Raw genomic sequence first — 16,120 nt, 5'->3', positions numbered from 1 at the left:
TGCCCTCTGTTCAAAGACCGAGAAATCGGTTATGCTTGATTGCAAGCATGAAATATGATCGACGACGACCTTAAAGCATAAGGCTATGAATCTGCGGATTCGTGGCCTTTTTTTTGTTGTTTGACAGGAGGTGAGGTGGGTCTTTGGGAGGAGGGGGATGCGTTTTTAGTCGGATGGAATTAATGAAAAATAATCCCAATCTCCCATGTTGCATGGTAGAATATAGGTGATTCTGACAAAATTAGATTTTTCGAATGGTGAGGACAGCGTGGTGGAGTAAGTGGAGCAAGGGAATATGTCTGCTTTCAGGTACATAGGAACATGCAGCAATATAGAAACAGGCTGAGGGCAGACGAGGAAGTAAAGCATGGAGTTAGCAAAAATGGGTCAAGACGCTTCGGGTATCGATTCGAAAAATTCAATTGAAGGAGAGTGCATGTCATGAAAAAGAGGTTGTTTTCCGGATTGATGGCATTATCTTTGTTAGCTGGCGTTATGGGAACGGGTGGGTCCTCTTCGGAGGCTGCTTCCTCGGTAAAATTTAAAGATGTGCCGGCAACGCATTGGGCATCGGAAGCCATTAATGCTGCAGTGGAACAGGGATATTTAAAAGGATACACCGATGGAACGTTTAAACCCGGTTCGCCTGTAACGAAGGCAGAAATGGCAAGCATTTTGGGAAGGCTGAGGGACCAGCCGAACTCGGCAATCCATCAAACCAATACATTTACAGACATTCCTGCATGGGCGAAAGACGGGGTGGACTTGGCTATTCAAAAAGGGTTCATTGATCCATCCGATTACAAAGGAAAACTGGATGCCGGTGCTTCCCTTAAAAGAGGGGAAATGGCAGTTTGGCTTACTCAAGGTTTGGCAACTGTTGATGCCGATTACAAGCAAGCGCTGTCTGACGTTACCAATACCGTTGTACCAGCTAAAGAATATTTTACAGGTAAACTCGCGGCTTCCGAAAAAAATGCGGTGGCAGTAGCGATGGGCACGGGGCTGATGAGCGTTGCGAATGATAAAATGTTCGGAACTGATCGCACAACCACACGCGCAGAGGTAGCGGTCCTCATTGAACGCTATTCTTCGGTGGCAAAGGCGAAGCCGTCCGATTTTAAAGGTTTGAATGAGTTGCGCCAGGTAGGTTTAACGGGCACGAACTTGAGTATTATTGCGCCGTCGTATAAGAAAAGACCTCAAGAAAAGTTTGTGGATGGGTTTGATTATAGTGAGGTTACAGATGATTTTTCTAAAATTCGTTATAAAGATCTTATTACCGAAACTAACTATGCGGACCTCAAGGTGAGAAACTGGATCATCGTCAATACTTTTGCAAAAGGAAATGATAGAAGTATCTACTACCCTGTTTTCGTTGATGAAGGTTACACTCTATATCATGGGGCATATTTCTCATTTGTTGAATTTGAACTGAATATTAAAAGTTCTACTATGAACCAATTACAGGCAGGTAGTTTGCTCAACTCAGCAACTATCAATCCTATGACTTCACCAAATTCAAAAGCTTTCTTGGCTTACTCCGCTCCAAAAACAGGAGATTTCACCAAAAGCAGAGGTGTATTCGTTGATAAAAATCCAGTTTATTGGGCAGATGGTCTTTTACACTTTCGGAAAGATTTGGTTAGACCAGTTACCCTCGTCACAAAAGAAGGTTTGACGTACAGCGTAGTTGCTACATTTGATTAAGGGGGAGGTAATTATTAAATCAAAACTAAGTATACTAATTTTTTTTATTATTTTCATATGTTTCATTATGTATCCAACAGGTTTCATACATGCTGGTGGAGGACCGGGCCCAAACAAACCTGAGCTAGTAGCGCCTTACATGGAACCTGCAATCCCCTCAAAATCACAAACTAAGATTAGTCCAGTTGAAGGAAAGAAGAACACTAACATTGGTATCTATATTTATCAGGTTGATGATCTAGATTGGAGAGTCGATGGACAATGCAATGATATCAAACTTACAAACGACCCTGTAACAAATTTACCCAAGTCATCGACAGTTTGCATTAATCTGAATTTAGATAGAGATGTCTATAAACCAACAATATATACAGATAAGTTAGGGATAGATCACCCCTTTTCTGAATTTACTGATATCTCTTTAGAACCATTTTATATGGACAACACCCATTACTACACTCCAGGAAAACCCATACTAGTTTCTGTAGAATCTTTTGATGGGCTTAATACTAAATTTACCATGCAAATTGGAGGAGCTATTCCTCCAACAGATGCAAGAGAATATAATTCACCCAAGTGGTCGGCGGATTATATTTTCCACACTGATTTATATTGGAGAGCCAGAGCCGAGGTCACCAAAGAAATAAACCTTACTAATGGTGGGTCTCTTAACAAGAATGATACAAAACAACTGAATGCAACAGTAAAGTCCAAAACCGGCGATGGCAGTTTTGGCCCAGAAACGAATGTAAACAGTGGAAATGGAGATATCACATGGACTTCCTCCAATCCAACTGTGGCTACTGTTAGCAGTTCAGGGGTTGTTCATGCCTTAACCGAAGGAACGACGACGATTACGGTATTATGGGTAAAAGATGGCTATCATTTGACAACCTCAACAAATATTGTGGTCGGACAAGGTACTGATGACGGAGGTGGCAATCCAGGCGGGGGCGACGTGGTGTGTGCTCCCGCCATCGGTCCGCCTTCTGCGGGCACAACGATGATCATGAGCGACCTTGATCCCAATGCGACGGGAGTCATTCGCGCGGACCAGCGGGATGCGGAGAAATTCGATGTGACGAAGGGAATCCCGACCTCGGAATCGCTCTATACCAATGCGTTGACGGATAATTACCTGTTTAAGCAAGCCTGGGCCAAAATGAGCGGAAAAGTGACCTACAATTGCAGTGGTTCCATTACGTATGAGAGAGAATGGACGGTTCCAGGCCCGGAAGTATGTGATGAAGAGGGCAACTGTACGGATGGAGATCCTGTTCCGGAGCGGGACACCGTTACGAAATCGTACCAATTTCAAATGACCCGCGACTACTCGTACTGGAAAATTAACAATCTGGAAGTGTACAAACTCGCCAAAGCAACGATGAGCAATTATGCGCTGCCTGGCGGCACGGTCACGATGATGCCAGCGGGGTACACCGCACCAACGCTGGAATCGAGGCATGAAGAAGCCGTCGATCGCCACGTGCGTCCTGGGCAAACGGCAGCGATATCGTATACACCGCCCAAATTAACCGGGGGACTCAACGCTCCACCTGATGTTCGTGATGACACCGAACTGCTTAAGGGGATGGCCGAGACCAATACACCGCAAAGCAAAGTGAATAATGATCTGGTCAAGTTTAACAACCAGACGATCATGGATGGGGCCGAATATACGAAAGATGGACCGAACCCATCGAATATTCCGAATCCAACAACGGTTGGGCGGGATGTACTATACAAACCTGGAAACATGATCAGCAGCACGCTGCTGAACAGAGAAAACACGGGCAGTTCCGGAAACGTTTCTTATGAATTGCTTTCAGGCAATGTGAATGGAGGGGCCAATCAAGAGCATCCGATTCAGGGGATTAATACGGTAACGGTGCATACACCGACCGTTATGTATTCCGATGCTTCCGATGACCGGGAGCACAATCAGAGAACGACGCCGGATTATGCGCGCAGAGCTTTTATTCTGGACCGGCCTTTTACCGTAACGCTGCCCACCAATGGACAGCATCGCAATATTCCCGGCTACGGGGACAGAGATTATGCAAAGTATATCAAGCGCAAACAGGTGTTATTCCCGTTTGACGTGTATACAGCGAATAAAACCACGTTTTATCCGGCAAGTACGTGGATCGATATTCCGGTTTCACAGACGGAAACCACCTTTTATTTGCCGACCTGGGTGGATGAGGGGGATTATTCGGTTTCTTATCGCTCATTTGCAGAGAACTCGCCCGAATCAGGCTTTACTTACGAGGATAAGGCAAATTTGGGTTTGGTTAACCATGTCGCCGTGAATACAGTGCCTGTGCAAGTGATTGGTCGAGTGTATGATTTTAAAATAACGGATATTGCCGATTATTATTGGGAAAATGTATTTCGGAAACAAATCGGGCGTCCTGAAACAACGGGAAATAACTATTGGATAGGTCCCTTCGGTATTGATGGCGATCCGCGTGGGAACCTGACGCCTTATATGCTGCCAATCCGTCCAGGGAGTCATCCGGTGCAGGGCTTTGGCAACGTAGCGGTAAAAACGGGTTACCTTTTCCGGTTCGACTTGAAAACCAAAGGCAACATGTTTGGAGGGCAGGATGGCATCCGAATCACGCCGAGCTTCTACGTGGTGAGCCGGGATGGCAAGTCGAGGCAAGAGGTGGACTTGTATTACCATCGCGGGCAGGAGCGTTTAATTCGGATCGGTTCCGAACAGGACCTGGAGAAACGGTACGTCGTGCTTAACGAACGGCTGCGCAATGTCCCCGGAACCGAGCTTGGGGATACGGCCCGCTATCGATATGCCAACGAACTCACGGCCGAGGAACGAGGGCGGCGGACGTTGGCCGAGTATATGGTCCAGCAAACCGAACAAGAATCGCGGCGAAAGACGTGGGTCGGCCGTTACGACTGGATGATACTGCCTGACTCCATCCGGACGTTGATCGGGCCCAAGACAGATCTGCCAGCAAGCGTAAATGCCGACCGGGCCTTAGCCTCTGTCCAGCGTTGGTATGGAGAGTACAGCCTGCCGGCCGATGTATATGCCGTTCCCAAAGGCACCGATCTGGAGGCCGTTGCGAGACAGCAGTCATTGGATGAAAAGTCGCCCGTGTTTCTGCGAGACGGGTATATCGTGGTTAATTTTAATATCGAGACATTGCGTAACGGCAATGTGAACGAGCCTTATTTGCAATATATCCACGCTCCGCTGATGAATCAGTGGAAGTTGGAGGGTTTTGATACACGCCCTTTGAACGGCCAAGGAAACACATGGCCTTTGATGGATGGGGATGTGGTCTTTTACGATGCGGGTCGATCCAGCCGGGACGATTTTCAGTCACAGGTACTGCATTAAAGATGTAGCGTGGTAGGAAAAGTGAACCAAAGAGCCATGAATCGGCCGATTCATGGCTCTTCTCACAACATTTTTATGGAATGTTGCCCGCACGTTTACATGAAAAAGGGATTTGACATCTTAAAGCAAGCAGAGTATAGTCATTGTTGTTAATCGTAATAATTACTATTAAACAAAAAAAGATAAAACAATTCATTACTCGTTTCAAAAGGAGAAGAATTTCATGGTACAAAAACAAGTCCCGGTAACGGTTCTTAGCGGTTACCTCGGATCAGGCAAAACAACGGTCCTCAATCATGTGTTGCATAATCGGCAAGGGCTTAAAGTAGCCGTCATCGTCAACGACATGAGCGAGGTCAATATCGATGCGGCGCTGGTAAAGGGAGAAGCAGCCTTGTCCCGTACGGAAGAAAAGCTGGTTGAGCTGTCGAACGGCTGCATCTGCTGCACCCTGCGCAACGATTTGATGCAGGAGATCGAAAAGTTGGTCAATGAGGGTGATTTCGATTATATCCTGATTGAGTCGACCGGGATTAGCGAACCGGTACCTGTGGCGCAGACGTTCACTTATGCGGATGAGGAAACCGGCATCGACCTGACAGGGCTGGCGCGACTGGACTGTCTGGTGACGGTAGTGGATGCCCACCGTTTCTGGCATGACTTTGCCTCGGGCGAAAGCTTGCTGGACCGGGATCAAGCAACGGATGAAGGCGATACCCGCGATGTGGTGGATCTGCTGATCGATCAGATCGAGACTTGCGATGTACTTCTGCTAAACAAATGTGATCTGGTGGACGAGGCCGAATTGCTGAAGCTGGAACATGTTATCCGCAAATTGCAGCCCAATGCCAAATTGATCCGTACCGTGAAGGGGCAGATCGACCCGTCCAAAATTTTGAATACCGGTTTGTTCGATTTTGAAAAAGCAAGCCTGTCGGCCGGTTGGATCCAGGAGCTGGCACGGGAATCCCACACGCCGGAAACCGAAGAATACGGCATCAGCTCTTTTGTGTACCGTCGCCGCAAACCGTTTCATCCGGCTCGTTTGGCCGCATTCATGAGCCATTGGCCGGAAGAAGTGGTACGAGCCAAAGGGTTGGTGTGGCTCGCCGCACAGGGAGATCTCGCCGCAAGCCTCAGTCAAGCCGGGCCATCCATTCAATTCGGACCGGCAGGGTACTGGACGGCGGCTTTGCCCGAAGCGGACAGGGAAGCCATTTTGCAGACCGAACCGGAGATCATGGAGCAGTGGCATGCCGAGTGGGGAGACCGCCAAACCGAACTGGTCATGATCGGCATCGAGATGGAACGTGCGCAGATCGAAGAAGAGTTGGACCAATGTTTGTTGAACGACGAAGAAATGCAAGCGGACTGGGCACGGTTTGATAATCCGCTGCCATGGCCGATCGAAGCCGCGCAGCCCCTGTTGCAATAAAACCATGCATATAAACTGCAAAAAACATACACACGTCAACGGAGAGGCAGAACCAATCTGGAGAAGCGAAGCGTTCGCCAAAAGCTTTCTGAAAGAAAGCTGCATCGGAAGCATAGGCTTATCACCGGACTTTCTCCTTTAAAAAGGGGAAACAAAAAATCTGGGAATAACAGGCGATCGGAAGAAGGTGCTGCACTTGCATTGGCCTTGTGTGATTGATAGTGCGGTTTAAATATAACAGAAAGGAATGTACAACCATGGCCAAAAAATCGAAAATCGTCCGTGAACAAAAACGACAGGCAACCGTTGCCAAATACGCTGAACTCCGCCGGGAGCTGAAGGAAAAAGGAGATTATGAAGCACTGCAAAAATTGCCCCGCAACGCTTCTCCGACCCGGTTGAAAAACCGCTGCGAGCTGACCGGCAGACCGAGAGGATATCTGCGCAAATTCAAAGTATCCCGGATTGCGTTTCGAGAGCTTGCCCACAAAGGGCAAATTCCCGGGGTAACCAAATCGAGCTGGTGAGGCCATGTTTTGTTAAAGCCTGTTCATGTATGAAACGGGCAGCGAGGAACGTGCGATGAGATGAAGCATATGTTGCAACCTAAAAACGATCATGAATCGTTAAAATTTGGACTGCTGCGGGAGATGAGACCAATCGTGGATGACTTCACCCTCTACAATATCCAGGCACTATTGAACGGGTACATTGACGCCAAAATTCCCGCATCGCTTCGAACGATGGTCAAGCTGACATACGAGCTCAACAATGACGAATTGATTCTGACGGAAGAACGTCCCGTAGACAGGCAGACCCCTTGGGAGAAACAGCATATTGCACGCTTTTGTTGGGAATCGGAGCAGTGGAAGGTGTATGCGCCTGCGGAAGGCGGGTGCACATGGCATACGGTAGATGGAATTGGACCCCAAGCCTGCTTCGAGGATTTGCTTGAACAAGTGGAGCGGGATGAAGCAGGCCTGTTTTGGCGATAAGAATAGAGCCCTGCGAATTTGCAATGACGGCGGGAAGACGCTGGATGGCGACAAATGTTACGACATCATGATGCCCGCAAAGAAGAAAACGCCGCGCAGCGAGAAGCTGCAGCGGCGTTTTTTGCATGTTTGGAGGCGAGCAGGGGACCAAACTTCCAAACGGACGGTTCTTGCTCCAATCATCCGAGCCATAGTATGGGTTCGAGATGAAGCATAAGAAAGATCATGTTGCTTCCGTTTGCCTCGCCGCCCTATGCTTCAAATAAAATTTCGCCGGTCCGGGAGACGTCGTAACCTTCAAAGGCCTGAAGTTCCTGCCTGAATTCCGGGGACTGCAGGATGCGGAGCACCGATTCCGTCCAGGCTTCGTTACCTTTCGTGTTGAGCATGACGAGATCGTATCGTTCCCGCACCAATGGGACGAAGTCGACCCCGCTTACGATCCGCGCAGCCTTCTCGATGCCGACTCCGACATCGGCTTCGCCAGAGCTTACTTTGGCCGCTACGCCCATATGGCTGGTTTCTTCCTGGTCGTAGCCCCAGAGGCTGGAGGCGGGGATGCCGTGCAAACGAAGCTGCTCATCGAGCAGAACCCTGGCCCCGGAGCCTTTTTCCCGGTTAGCGAGCCTGAGCCCCTGCTGTTCAAGGTCTGTCCAGTTCCGGAGCCCTCGGGGATTGCCGCGCTGCACGTACAAGCCGGCAGGGCGTGACAACAGGTTTACCACGAAGTAAGACCTGCCGGTCAAAATTTTGCGGATATAAGGCAAGTTGTACTCCCCCGTATCTCCGTCGAGCAAATGGGTGCTGACCAGATCGGATTCTCCCCGATACATCGAGACAAGACCGTCCAGACTGCCCATAAAGGAGCGCAAGGGACGAAGGTTTCCGGTGTGTTTCTCCATATGCCGCATGAGAATGTCCAAGCTAACGTCCTGTCCTGTTATGACAAGATGCCTTGCCGCTCCCGCCCCGGGCAAATGACCCTGCTCCGGGCGGGAAGGGGCAAGTGGCGCCGAAAACGCTAGGTCCCCGGATGCCGCCGCCGCAGGATGGGCAGCAATCTCGGCATGTTCGTGAATGAGCCTCGAAGCGGACGGGGCTGCAGCTCCGGTGTCCTGTCCCCGTTGCCCCGAAGATTGCAGCTGTTTGGCGCGACGTTTATAGGCTTCCAGGTCCGTGGCATCGACACGCATCTGTTTGCCGACGCGGTAGGCGACCAGTTCCCCTTTTTTAATCAGATCGTATACGGTCAATTTGGATATTTTCAACAGCTTGGAGATTTCCTCCGTGGTATAGGACTGCTCCTCTGTCATGGTGAAGCGCCTCCTTCAAAAAGGTACATGTATGTCATCTATGGTTCGTTGCTGCGATTCCGCTTCCGGTTGGGGGCGTGTTCAATTTACCGTGCCTCTTGTACTATACCATTCCTGCCGGGCGCGATAAACCAAAAGGGACGCAGCGAGCCATAAAGAAAGCCAAAAATAGGGCAAGTGTGCTTTATGTCACCTTTTCATTTGATCGATCTTATGTATAATGAATTATAATTAATTATAACTAGTTATAACGAAACATAACATTGGGGGAGACCGGATGAAAAAGAAATTGGGTTACATATTGGGAAGCATGACATTGGGATTGGCGTTGGTGCTGAGCGGCTGCGGAGCAAACAGCAATGCTGCAGAATCGGCCACCACGGGTGACCAAGCGGCTTCGACGACGGCAACGACTGGCGATAACGCTTCTGCAGGCAGTACGGAGCCTCAGGAAAAAGTAACATTGACCATCTCGGCGGCGGCAAGTCTTACGGATGCCATGGGCGAGATTGAAAAAGGATTTGAGAGCGAAAATCCAAACATCGATTTAAGCTTTAATTTCGGAGCATCCGGAGCGCTGCAGCAGCAAATTGAACAAGGAGCCCCGGCCGATGTGTTCGTGTCCGCTGCGACCAAAAACATGAACGCACTGGTCGATGAACAGCTGATCGCTTCGGCAGACCAGAAAAACCTGCTGCAAAACGCACTCGTTGCCATCGTGCCCGCAGATAGCCAAAACAACATCGCGAGCGAAAAGGATCTGACATCTGATGCGATCCGTACCGTAGCCATCGGCATTCCGGAAAGCGTGCCTGCGGGTACATATGCCAAGGAAGCCCTGACTTACTCCAAACTGTGGGACCAGTTGGAAAGCAAGCTGGTGCAGGGCAAGGATGTTAGACAGGTGCTGCAATATGTGGAGACAGGCAATGCCGATGCAGGCTTCGTGTACAAAACGGATGCTTTGACATCCGACCAGGTAAAGATTGCCTTTGAAGTGGACAAGGCCAGCTATACGCCAGCCAACTACCCGGCAGGTATTATCACAGCTACGAAGCATCGTGCGGAAGCCGAAAAATTCTATGCCTATTTGCAAACGCCCGAGGTGCTGGACGTGTTCACCAAATACGGTTTCTCCATCGCGGAATGAGCGGAACGACCATCGATTGGGGGGCATTCTGGCCTCCCGTTCGCTTATCGTTGCAGGTCGCGTTATTATCCAGCATCGTTGCGGCCGTTCTGGGCATTGCCGTAGCCTGGTTCATGTCCCGCCGTTCGTTTCGGGGCAAAGTGTTGCTGGAGACGGCATTTATGCTCCCTTTGGTGCTGCCGCCAACGGTCGTCGGATTTTTGCTGCTGGTGCTGCTCGGACGCAAAAGCTTGCTCGGACGATGGATTGAAGCGATTTTCTCCGCTCCGGTCATTTTTACCTGGTGGGCTGCGGTCATCGCCTCGGTTGTGGTGGCTTTTCCTTTGGTCTATCAGACGATGAAGTCCGGTTTTGCGGGAATCGACCGCGATCTGGAGGATGCCGGGAGATCTATCGGTGCGAACGAGTGGCAAGTATTTCGATATATTTCGTTGCCACTCGCCGGGAGGGCGCTCATGACGGCCTTTATCCTGGGCTTTGCCCGGGCGCTTGGGGAGTTCGGAGCTACGTTAATGATTGCGGGAAACATTCCGGGCAAAACGCAAACAGTGCCTACCGCGATCTATGTGGCTGTGGATTCGGGAAATCAGCCCATGGCCTGGGCATGGACGGGAGCCGTCATCGTCATTTCGTTTTTAATGCTGTTATGTACGAGGCAGTCTCATCGAGACGGCTCTTGAACTGTGCAGACAGGTCTGAAAGGGTACGTTGTATCGATTCCAAAATAACCCGCACCAAGGGAAGATGTCCTTGAGGCGGGTTATTTGGTGTGAGATTGCGCGAATATGTTCGCATAGGGTGTAGGGGGAATCAAACTATGTCTATATGTTCATTGAAAGCTTCTATGCATCCGGCAAGCCCGGATCCAATTGTGGCAAATCACCATCTGATTAAACAAAAAATTTACAACTTTTCTTCTGCAAACTATCGCCTAAACGAACCTTCATCCTGTAAAATAGAAGAGACTGACTCCAACCAAAGCACTGAACTAAGGAGAGACGACTATGAGAACGAAACCTGATTGCGGCGTATCATTGCAAATCGACGACTATCTGGATCTTTTGCATTTTGCCATCCAAATTCAGGATCAGGAATGGCAGCAGTCCCTTATCCATCAGCTCAAAATTTTTCAGCCCGGGGTGGAGCGGCAGGAATCGCCTGAAGATGAATTATGGACGAGATTTACGACAATCAACAGTCGACTGACTGGGTTGCTGGGCCAGCTCCCAGTGGCTCAATCGAATGATGAGCGGGAGAAATGGGAGGAACGGATCGGACTGCTGCAGGTGCAGCGGGAAGAGATCGCCCGCAAAATCAAATGGGCCAGTCGCAGATAGCATAGCATCATGAATGAAAGAAGCCGTTTCCCGGACGAGTCCAAGGGGAGCGGCTTTTTTGGCGAGGGGCCACCGTCAGGAATAGAGAAATTCTATAACGATATCAACATCTCCTATTGCCTGGCATATTGCCTGGACATGGGCGCGATGATATTCTTGGTTCAATCTAATTCCGACTATACAAGTAAGAATGGTTGTTAATATAAATCGGAAGAGGGGAATGGGAGGACACATCATATTTGGCGCCAAAGCCATTGGAGGAGATCGGGAATGGGTAAGCAAAAGGGGATCAAAAAGATGCGGACAGCGATGCTGTTCATCACCATGCTGGCGGTGCTTGCAGGCTGCAGTGCCGGAGGAGGAGCGGATGAGGCCAGCTCTGGGGCAAATTCCAGTCAGGGCACGGTAAAGAAAATTATCGTCGGGACCGGCACGCAGTTTCCCAACGTTTGCTTCATTGACGAAAACGGCAAGCTGACGGGTTATGACGTGGAATTGATTCGTGAAATCGACAAACGTTTGCCGGAATACGAATTCGAATTCAGCACGATGGAGTTCAAAAACCTGCTGCTCAGCCTCGAAACGAAAAAAATAGACATCATCGCCCATCAGATGGAAGTGAATGAGGAAAGGCAGGCCAAGTTCCTGTTCAATGACGAAGCCTATAACATTTTCCCTAATAAAGTGGTCGTGAGCGAGAAAAACCAGGACGTCAAATCCATCGACGACCTGAAAGGCAAAAAATTGATCGTAGGCGCCACAAGCAATGCGGCGGTATTGGCTGAAAAGTGGAATGCGGAGCACGACAACGCCATCGACATCGTTTACTCCGGTGCCGGTGAAGACACAATAACCCAGATCAAAACAGGCCGGGTGGACGCAACGATCAGCACGCCGTTTGCCATCGATTATCAGAACAAGGCCGTGGATGCGCAATTGAAAACGGTGGGGGATACCCTATCCAATTCCAAGGTGTATTTCATCCTGAACAAGGATGAGGTAGAACTGAAGAGCAAAATCGACGAAGCGCTCAAATCTATTAAAGAGGATGGCACGTTGAGCAAGCTAAGCACCGAATGGCTTGGCGCGGATTATACGGTTGAGGAGTAGACCTAAAGGAGCGTAGGGAAGACATGGGAAAATCGTTCGATCTGTCGCTTGTTCTGGACTTCGTGCCTGAACTGCTGCGATATTTGCATATTACGCTCATCGTGCTCGGCGGCTCCATCGTGCTAGGATTAGTCGGTGGACTGCTGCTGGCTGTCCCCAGGCTGTATCGGGTTCCGGTGCTGAGCCAGCTGGCCACCCTATATGTCTCTTTTATGCGGGGCACGCCGATTCTGATCAAGCTGTTTCTGGTGTACTACGGCTTGCCGGAACTGTTGAAGCCGCTAGGCATTGACCTTTCGCGGGCAGATCCGCTGCTGTTCGTCATCGTGACTTATGCGCTGAGCGACGCGGCATCCTTTGCGGAGATTTTCCGCGGCGCGGTGCGCAGCGTGGACAAAGGACAGACCGAGGCAGCCTATGCTGCGGGCATGACGGCATTTCAATCTTTTCGCCGGATCGTAGTACCGCAGGCGTTGGTCGTCGCTTTTCCCAACATGGCCAATACGCTGATCGGTTCGCTCAAGGATACATCGCTGGCTTTTTCCATCGGCGTCATGGATATGGTGGGCAGAGGCCAAACGCTGATTTCGGCAACCTCCCACGCGTTGGAGGTTTACATCAGCCTGTCGATCATTTATTACATCATCGTCATTGTGCTGGAAAAAGGCTTCGCGCGCACGGAACGCAGGTTGCAGCGCCATGAGCGCAAAAACGAAGCGGGCCTGCCGCCAGCCAGCGCCAAATGGCTGAAACGGATTGCGGGGTGAACCTATGTCGATTGATTTCCATTTTATATTCACGTCTTTTTTCCAGATCCTGAAGGCATTGCCGCTGACGCTTGTCATTACGATTGTTCCGCTCATCGCCGGTTTGGGCATCGGGCTCGCCACCGCGCTGATCCGTATCTACCGGGTGCGATGGATTCATCGGGCGGCCGGGTTCTATGTATCGTTCTTCCGCGGCACACCGATGCTGATGCATTTGTTTCTCATTTATTACGGCATCCCGATGATTATCGACAAATTGTCGGAGCGTTACGGCTGGGGGTTTCATTCGGCATCGATTCCGATTCTAGTTTTCGTGCTGCTGGCCTTCTCTCTCACGGCGGGAGCTTACATGTCCGAAATCATCCGCTCCGGCATTCTTGCGGTGGACCCGGGACAGATGGAAGCGGCACGCGCCGTAGGAATGACCACGCTCCAGGCATTGCGGAGGATCATTATTCCGCAGGCTATCGGGGCAGTGCTGCCGAATCTGTGCAGCATGTTTGTCGGTTTTTTGCACGGCTCGACGCTGGCCTTTACCGTATCCCAGATGGATATTTTGGGCAAGGCGGACGTCGTGGCCTCGGTCAGCCTGAAGTTTCTGGAGGCCTTTATCGCCGCGGCTTTCATTTACTGGGGATTGACCATCATTGCCGAGCGGATCACGGCGCTGCTTGAGCGCAGGGTTGCAAGGTACAGCAAAGGAGGGGTCTCATGATTACGTTGACCAACATACGCAAATCGTTTGCCAAACAGGAGGTACTGAAAGGCATAGACCTCACCGTGGAGCAAGGGGACGTCGTGGCGATTCTCGGCCCGAGCGGTTCAGGCAAAACCACGCTGCTGCGGTGCGTCAATTTTTTGGAACGGGCAGATGAGGGGCAAGTCGATATCAGCGGATTAACCGTCGATTGCAAACATGCAAAGAAGCAGGATATATTGCAGCTTCGGCGCAAGACGGCAATGGTGTTTCAGCATTATAACCTGTTCAAACACAAAACGGTGCTGGAGAACGTGACGGAAGGACTCATCGTGGCCCAAAGGGTCCCTAAAGAGGAGGCTCGCCAGCGTGCCCTTCGCGTCCTGGATCAGGTGGGCTTATCGGACAAAATCGCATCCTATCCCAGCATGCTTTCGGGTGGACAGCAGCAGCGGGTGGGTATTGCCCGGGCGCTGGCGCTCAATCCGGAAGTCATCCTGTTCGACGAGCCGACATCCGCCCTCGATCCGGAGTTGGTAGGCGAGGTGTTGTCCGTCATCCGCTCCATTGCCCAGGAAGGGATCACAATGATTGTGGTTACGCATGAGATGGGTTTTGCCCGCGAGGTGGCGAATCACGTCGTTTTCATGGATGGAGGCAGCATTGTCGAAGAAGGCGCGCCCGAGGAAATTTTTGTGAGGCCCAAGCAGGAACGAACTCGCCAGTTCCTCAGCCGGTATTCGCCGGATTGGAGTTATGTGATTTGACGATATATAGGCGCAAGCTGGAGTAACTGACGATCCCGGCCCGGCATATGCTGTAGCAGGCAAATGCTGATAGGCCGGGTTTTTCGTATGGATTGAACAGGCCGCATCGGTTAGGAGGAGAACCATGCAGAGCAAGATCGATGAAATATTCTCGCACATTGCACAATCCCACCAACAGCTTGCACGCGTGCTGGATGCCAAGCGCCAAGTCGCTGTGCGCATGGCTGAAATCATCAATCATTTGCCGGATATCGAGCCGGAGCTCGATGGCGTTGAGGGTCTGTTGGGCAGCTCGGGAAACATCAACAAAAGCATCATCTCCTACTTGGGAGGCTTGGCGGATCTGGAGGAGGCGGTAGCCGAAACATTGACCCAGGTTATGCGTGAAATGGCGGATCAAGAAGAAGAAGAATAGGGCCCGGAAGGCGGGTGAAGGGGCATGAGCAAAGAGAAGAGCTTGATTCAGATGTTGGATGCGGCAGCGAAGATGCAGTGGAATATTGCGCTTATTCTGGAGGCCAAGGCGATCGAGGCCGAAAAGGTGAGGACATGGATGTTGAATCATCTGAACGGCGACACGTTTCTGACCCACGGTGATCAGGTGGCAGAGCCGCTCAAAGTACATGATCAGCTCATTGAAGTGCTGGAAGGCTTAACACGGATGGAGACCGGCCTGTGCAACAACCTGAAAGCACTGATGGTCAAGGATGAGAATGAGCAAGAAGGCGGCATGGACGGAGGCATGTTTGGCGGTATGGACATGGGGGACATGGGAAAATGAATCTGTTGAGGCGTGAACAGGAAGTCAAGCTGGCTCTCATTGAATCCATTGCGCACAGCCAGGAGGCGTTAGCCCGTATTCTGGACAGCGTAGCCAGCGTATCCGCCATTTCGGAGCTGTCCGCTCGCAGTATTGCCGAGAATATTCGTTTGCTGAGCCGGTATCAGGAAGAAATGTCCTGTATGGTGACGGGAATCAGGCTGGCCCGCATTCAGCAGGGAGAGCCAAGCGTGCCGTGGCTCAAAGAACCCGGATATGCAGTACGCATCGTTCCGGGCATACAGGAGGAATGTTGAGATGTTGAAGAAGAAAAAAGTAGGGTTGAAAAAAAGAGCGCTCGTAGCTCGCGGTGCTCGTCTGCGCAAAGTTCGCAAGCCGCGAGCCGCCAAAAGCAAACCCGTGCTTCGCAAACGCACGCTTCGGGGACGCAAAGCGTGGCTTAGAAAAAAGAAACGTACGGCCGTACGGCGCCAAGATCCCGTACAATCGGTCGCGCCGGCTACGCCCACCGACCCCAATCCGGACAATGCGTACGGCCAGGGATACAACGAAGCTTACAACGAGGGATTCAACGCGGGTTTCGCGAAGGGATTCGAGGACGGACATCAACTGGCGTACAAGGCGCAGTAACAGACTAATGGAGTCATTTTCCAGACCGTCTCATTCATCCGGACCAGCGGCATGATGT

General features: G+C 50.7%; 18 protein-coding genes. 17 read left to right on the top strand and 1 reads right to left on the bottom strand.

Features of this window, described 5'->3' with window-relative positions; translation table 11 throughout:
* The first annotated feature begins 441 nt into the window (after window positions 1–441).
* From L6H98_RS09185 to L6H98_RS09160, 6 genes are all read left to right on the top strand, one after another.
* Entirely contained in the window at window positions 442–1,710 is a 1,269-nt protein-coding gene (locus L6H98_RS09185) for an S-layer homology domain-containing protein (RefSeq protein ID WP_236414539.1), read from the top strand.
* A gap of 520 nt (window positions 1,711–2,230) precedes the next feature.
* On the top strand, window positions 2,231–5,080 hold the full coding sequence (locus L6H98_RS09180; protein ID WP_236414538.1) for a DUF5704 domain-containing protein: 2,850 nt from the start codon (window positions 2,231–2,233) through the stop codon (window positions 5,078–5,080).
* A gap of 223 nt (window positions 5,081–5,303) precedes the next feature.
* Window positions 5,304–6,515 (top strand): GTP-binding protein, encoded by a 1,212-nt coding sequence (locus L6H98_RS09175; protein ID WP_236414537.1) that lies wholly within the window; start codon window positions 5,304–5,306, stop codon window positions 6,513–6,515.
* Between the two features lie 257 nt (window positions 6,516–6,772).
* Complete coding sequence (rpsN, locus tag L6H98_RS09170) at window positions 6,773–7,042, top strand: 30S ribosomal protein S14 (RefSeq protein ID WP_236414536.1); 270 nt, start codon at window positions 6,773–6,775, stop codon at window positions 7,040–7,042.
* A 69-nt stretch (window positions 7,043–7,111) separates the two neighbouring features.
* Complete coding sequence (locus L6H98_RS09165; protein WP_236414535.1) at window positions 7,112–7,510, top strand: DUF3024 domain-containing protein; 399 nt, start codon at window positions 7,112–7,114, stop codon at window positions 7,508–7,510.
* Complete coding sequence (locus tag L6H98_RS09160; protein WP_236414888.1) at window positions 7,467–7,727, top strand: hypothetical protein; 261 nt, start codon at window positions 7,467–7,469, stop codon at window positions 7,725–7,727. The genes L6H98_RS09165 and L6H98_RS09160 overlap by 44 nt, the downstream gene beginning before the upstream one ends.
* A 34-nt stretch (window positions 7,728–7,761) precedes the next feature.
* On the opposite strand, the gene L6H98_RS09155 is transcribed toward L6H98_RS09160, so the two are convergent.
* Window positions 7,762–8,823, bottom strand: a complete 1,062-nt coding sequence (locus tag L6H98_RS09155; RefSeq protein WP_236414534.1) for a helix-turn-helix transcriptional regulator — start codon at window positions 8,821–8,823, stop codon at window positions 7,762–7,764.
* A 277-nt stretch (window positions 8,824–9,100) separates the two neighbouring features.
* Here L6H98_RS09155 and modA point away from each other — a divergent pair, with 277 nt between their 5' ends.
* The 11 genes from modA to L6H98_RS09100 all read left to right on the top strand — a co-directional run bounded on the left by modA (window position 9,101) and on the right by L6H98_RS09100 (window position 16,062).
* Entirely contained in the window at window positions 9,101–9,973 is an 873-nt protein-coding gene (gene modA, locus L6H98_RS09150) for a molybdate ABC transporter substrate-binding protein (protein WP_236414533.1), read from the top strand.
* Window positions 9,970–10,653 (top strand): molybdate ABC transporter permease subunit, encoded by a 684-nt coding sequence (gene modB, locus L6H98_RS09145; RefSeq protein ID WP_236414532.1) that lies wholly within the window; start codon window positions 9,970–9,972, stop codon window positions 10,651–10,653. Before modA ends, modB begins: the two co-directional genes overlap by 4 nt.
* Before the next feature lie 324 nt (window positions 10,654–10,977).
* A complete protein-coding gene (locus tag L6H98_RS09140) occupies window positions 10,978–11,310 on the top strand; it encodes a hypothetical protein (protein WP_236414530.1) in 333 nt (110 codons plus the stop codon).
* A 309-nt stretch (window positions 11,311–11,619) separates the two neighbouring features.
* A complete protein-coding gene (locus L6H98_RS09135; RefSeq protein WP_290371436.1) occupies window positions 11,620–12,420 on the top strand; it encodes a transporter substrate-binding domain-containing protein in 801 nt (266 codons plus the stop codon).
* 23 nt (window positions 12,421–12,443) lie between these two features.
* A complete protein-coding gene (locus L6H98_RS09130) occupies window positions 12,444–13,187 on the top strand; it encodes an amino acid ABC transporter permease (RefSeq protein ID WP_236414525.1) in 744 nt (247 codons plus the stop codon).
* 4 nt (window positions 13,188–13,191) lie between these two features.
* Window positions 13,192–13,902 carry an amino acid ABC transporter permease gene (locus L6H98_RS09125; protein WP_236414523.1) on the top strand — a complete coding sequence of 237 codons (711 nt, stop codon included), beginning with the start codon at window positions 13,192–13,194 and terminating at the stop codon, window positions 13,900–13,902.
* Window positions 13,899–14,651, top strand: a complete 753-nt coding sequence (locus L6H98_RS09120; RefSeq protein ID WP_236414521.1) for an amino acid ABC transporter ATP-binding protein — start codon at window positions 13,899–13,901, stop codon at window positions 14,649–14,651. The genes L6H98_RS09125 and L6H98_RS09120 overlap by 4 nt, the downstream gene beginning before the upstream one ends.
* A gap of 124 nt (window positions 14,652–14,775) precedes the next feature.
* Window positions 14,776–15,066 carry a nucleoside-diphosphate sugar epimerase gene (locus tag L6H98_RS09115; protein WP_236414519.1) on the top strand — a complete coding sequence of 97 codons (291 nt, stop codon included), beginning with the start codon at window positions 14,776–14,778 and terminating at the stop codon, window positions 15,064–15,066.
* Window positions 15,067–15,090: 24 nt separating this feature from the next.
* The gene (locus tag L6H98_RS09110; RefSeq protein ID WP_236414517.1) at window positions 15,091–15,432 is read left to right on the top strand and encodes a restriction endonuclease subunit S; all 342 of its coding nucleotides are present in this window, start codon (window positions 15,091–15,093) and stop codon (window positions 15,430–15,432) included.
* Window positions 15,429–15,728 (top strand): hypothetical protein, encoded by a 300-nt coding sequence (locus tag L6H98_RS09105; RefSeq protein WP_236414515.1) that lies wholly within the window; start codon window positions 15,429–15,431, stop codon window positions 15,726–15,728. The genes L6H98_RS09110 and L6H98_RS09105 overlap by 4 nt, the downstream gene beginning before the upstream one ends.
* A 1-nt stretch (window position 15,729) precedes the next feature.
* Window positions 15,730–16,062, top strand: a complete 333-nt coding sequence (locus tag L6H98_RS09100) for a hypothetical protein (RefSeq protein WP_236414513.1) — start codon at window positions 15,730–15,732, stop codon at window positions 16,060–16,062.
* Window positions 16,063–16,120: the final 58 nt, after the last annotated feature.

It is taken from the genome of Paenibacillus sp. JJ-223, from assembly GCF_927798175.1.
In the GTDB taxonomy this organism is placed as follows: Bacteria; Bacillota; Bacilli; order Paenibacillales; family Paenibacillaceae; genus Paenibacillus; species Paenibacillus hubeiensis.
The sequence above is the reverse complement of the archived record's forward strand: the minus strand, read 5'-3'. Positions and strand labels throughout refer to the sequence as shown.

Excerpts from the sequence above, each read along its gene's own strand:
- L6H98_RS09185 (WP_236414539.1), top strand. The coding sequence starts at position 442 with ATGAAAAAGAGGTTGTTTTCCGGATTGATGGCATTATCTTTGTTAGCT.
- L6H98_RS09180 (WP_236414538.1), top strand. The coding sequence starts at position 2,231 with ATGCAAATTGGAGGAGCTATTCCTCCAACAGATGCAAGAGAATATAAT.
- L6H98_RS09175 (WP_236414537.1), top strand. The coding sequence starts at position 5,304 with ATGGTACAAAAACAAGTCCCGGTAACGGTTCTTAGCGGTTACCTCGGA.
- rpsN (WP_236414536.1), top strand. The coding sequence starts at position 6,773 with ATGGCCAAAAAATCGAAAATCGTCCGTGAACAAAAACGACAGGCAACC.
- L6H98_RS09165 (WP_236414535.1), top strand. The coding sequence starts at position 7,112 with ATGTTGCAACCTAAAAACGATCATGAATCGTTAAAATTTGGACTGCTG.
- L6H98_RS09155 (WP_236414534.1), bottom strand. The coding sequence starts at position 8,823 with ATGACAGAGGAGCAGTCCTATACCACGGAGGAAATCTCCAAGCTGTTG.
- modA (WP_236414533.1), top strand. The coding sequence starts at position 9,101 with ATGAAAAAGAAATTGGGTTACATATTGGGAAGCATGACATTGGGATTG.
- modB (WP_236414532.1), top strand. The coding sequence starts at position 9,970 with ATGAGCGGAACGACCATCGATTGGGGGGCATTCTGGCCTCCCGTTCGC.
- L6H98_RS09140 (WP_236414530.1), top strand. The coding sequence starts at position 10,978 with ATGAGAACGAAACCTGATTGCGGCGTATCATTGCAAATCGACGACTAT.
- L6H98_RS09135 (WP_290371436.1), top strand. The coding sequence starts at position 11,620 with ATGCTGTTCATCACCATGCTGGCGGTGCTTGCAGGCTGCAGTGCCGGA.
- L6H98_RS09130 (WP_236414525.1), top strand. The coding sequence starts at position 12,444 with ATGGGAAAATCGTTCGATCTGTCGCTTGTTCTGGACTTCGTGCCTGAA.
- L6H98_RS09125 (WP_236414523.1), top strand. The coding sequence starts at position 13,192 with ATGTCGATTGATTTCCATTTTATATTCACGTCTTTTTTCCAGATCCTG.
- L6H98_RS09120 (WP_236414521.1), top strand. The coding sequence starts at position 13,899 with ATGATTACGTTGACCAACATACGCAAATCGTTTGCCAAACAGGAGGTA.
- L6H98_RS09115 (WP_236414519.1), top strand. The coding sequence starts at position 14,776 with ATGCAGAGCAAGATCGATGAAATATTCTCGCACATTGCACAATCCCAC.
- L6H98_RS09110 (WP_236414517.1), top strand. The coding sequence starts at position 15,091 with ATGAGCAAAGAGAAGAGCTTGATTCAGATGTTGGATGCGGCAGCGAAG.
- L6H98_RS09105 (WP_236414515.1), top strand. The coding sequence starts at position 15,429 with ATGAATCTGTTGAGGCGTGAACAGGAAGTCAAGCTGGCTCTCATTGAA.
- L6H98_RS09100 (WP_236414513.1), top strand. The coding sequence starts at position 15,730 with ATGTTGAAGAAGAAAAAAGTAGGGTTGAAAAAAAGAGCGCTCGTAGCT.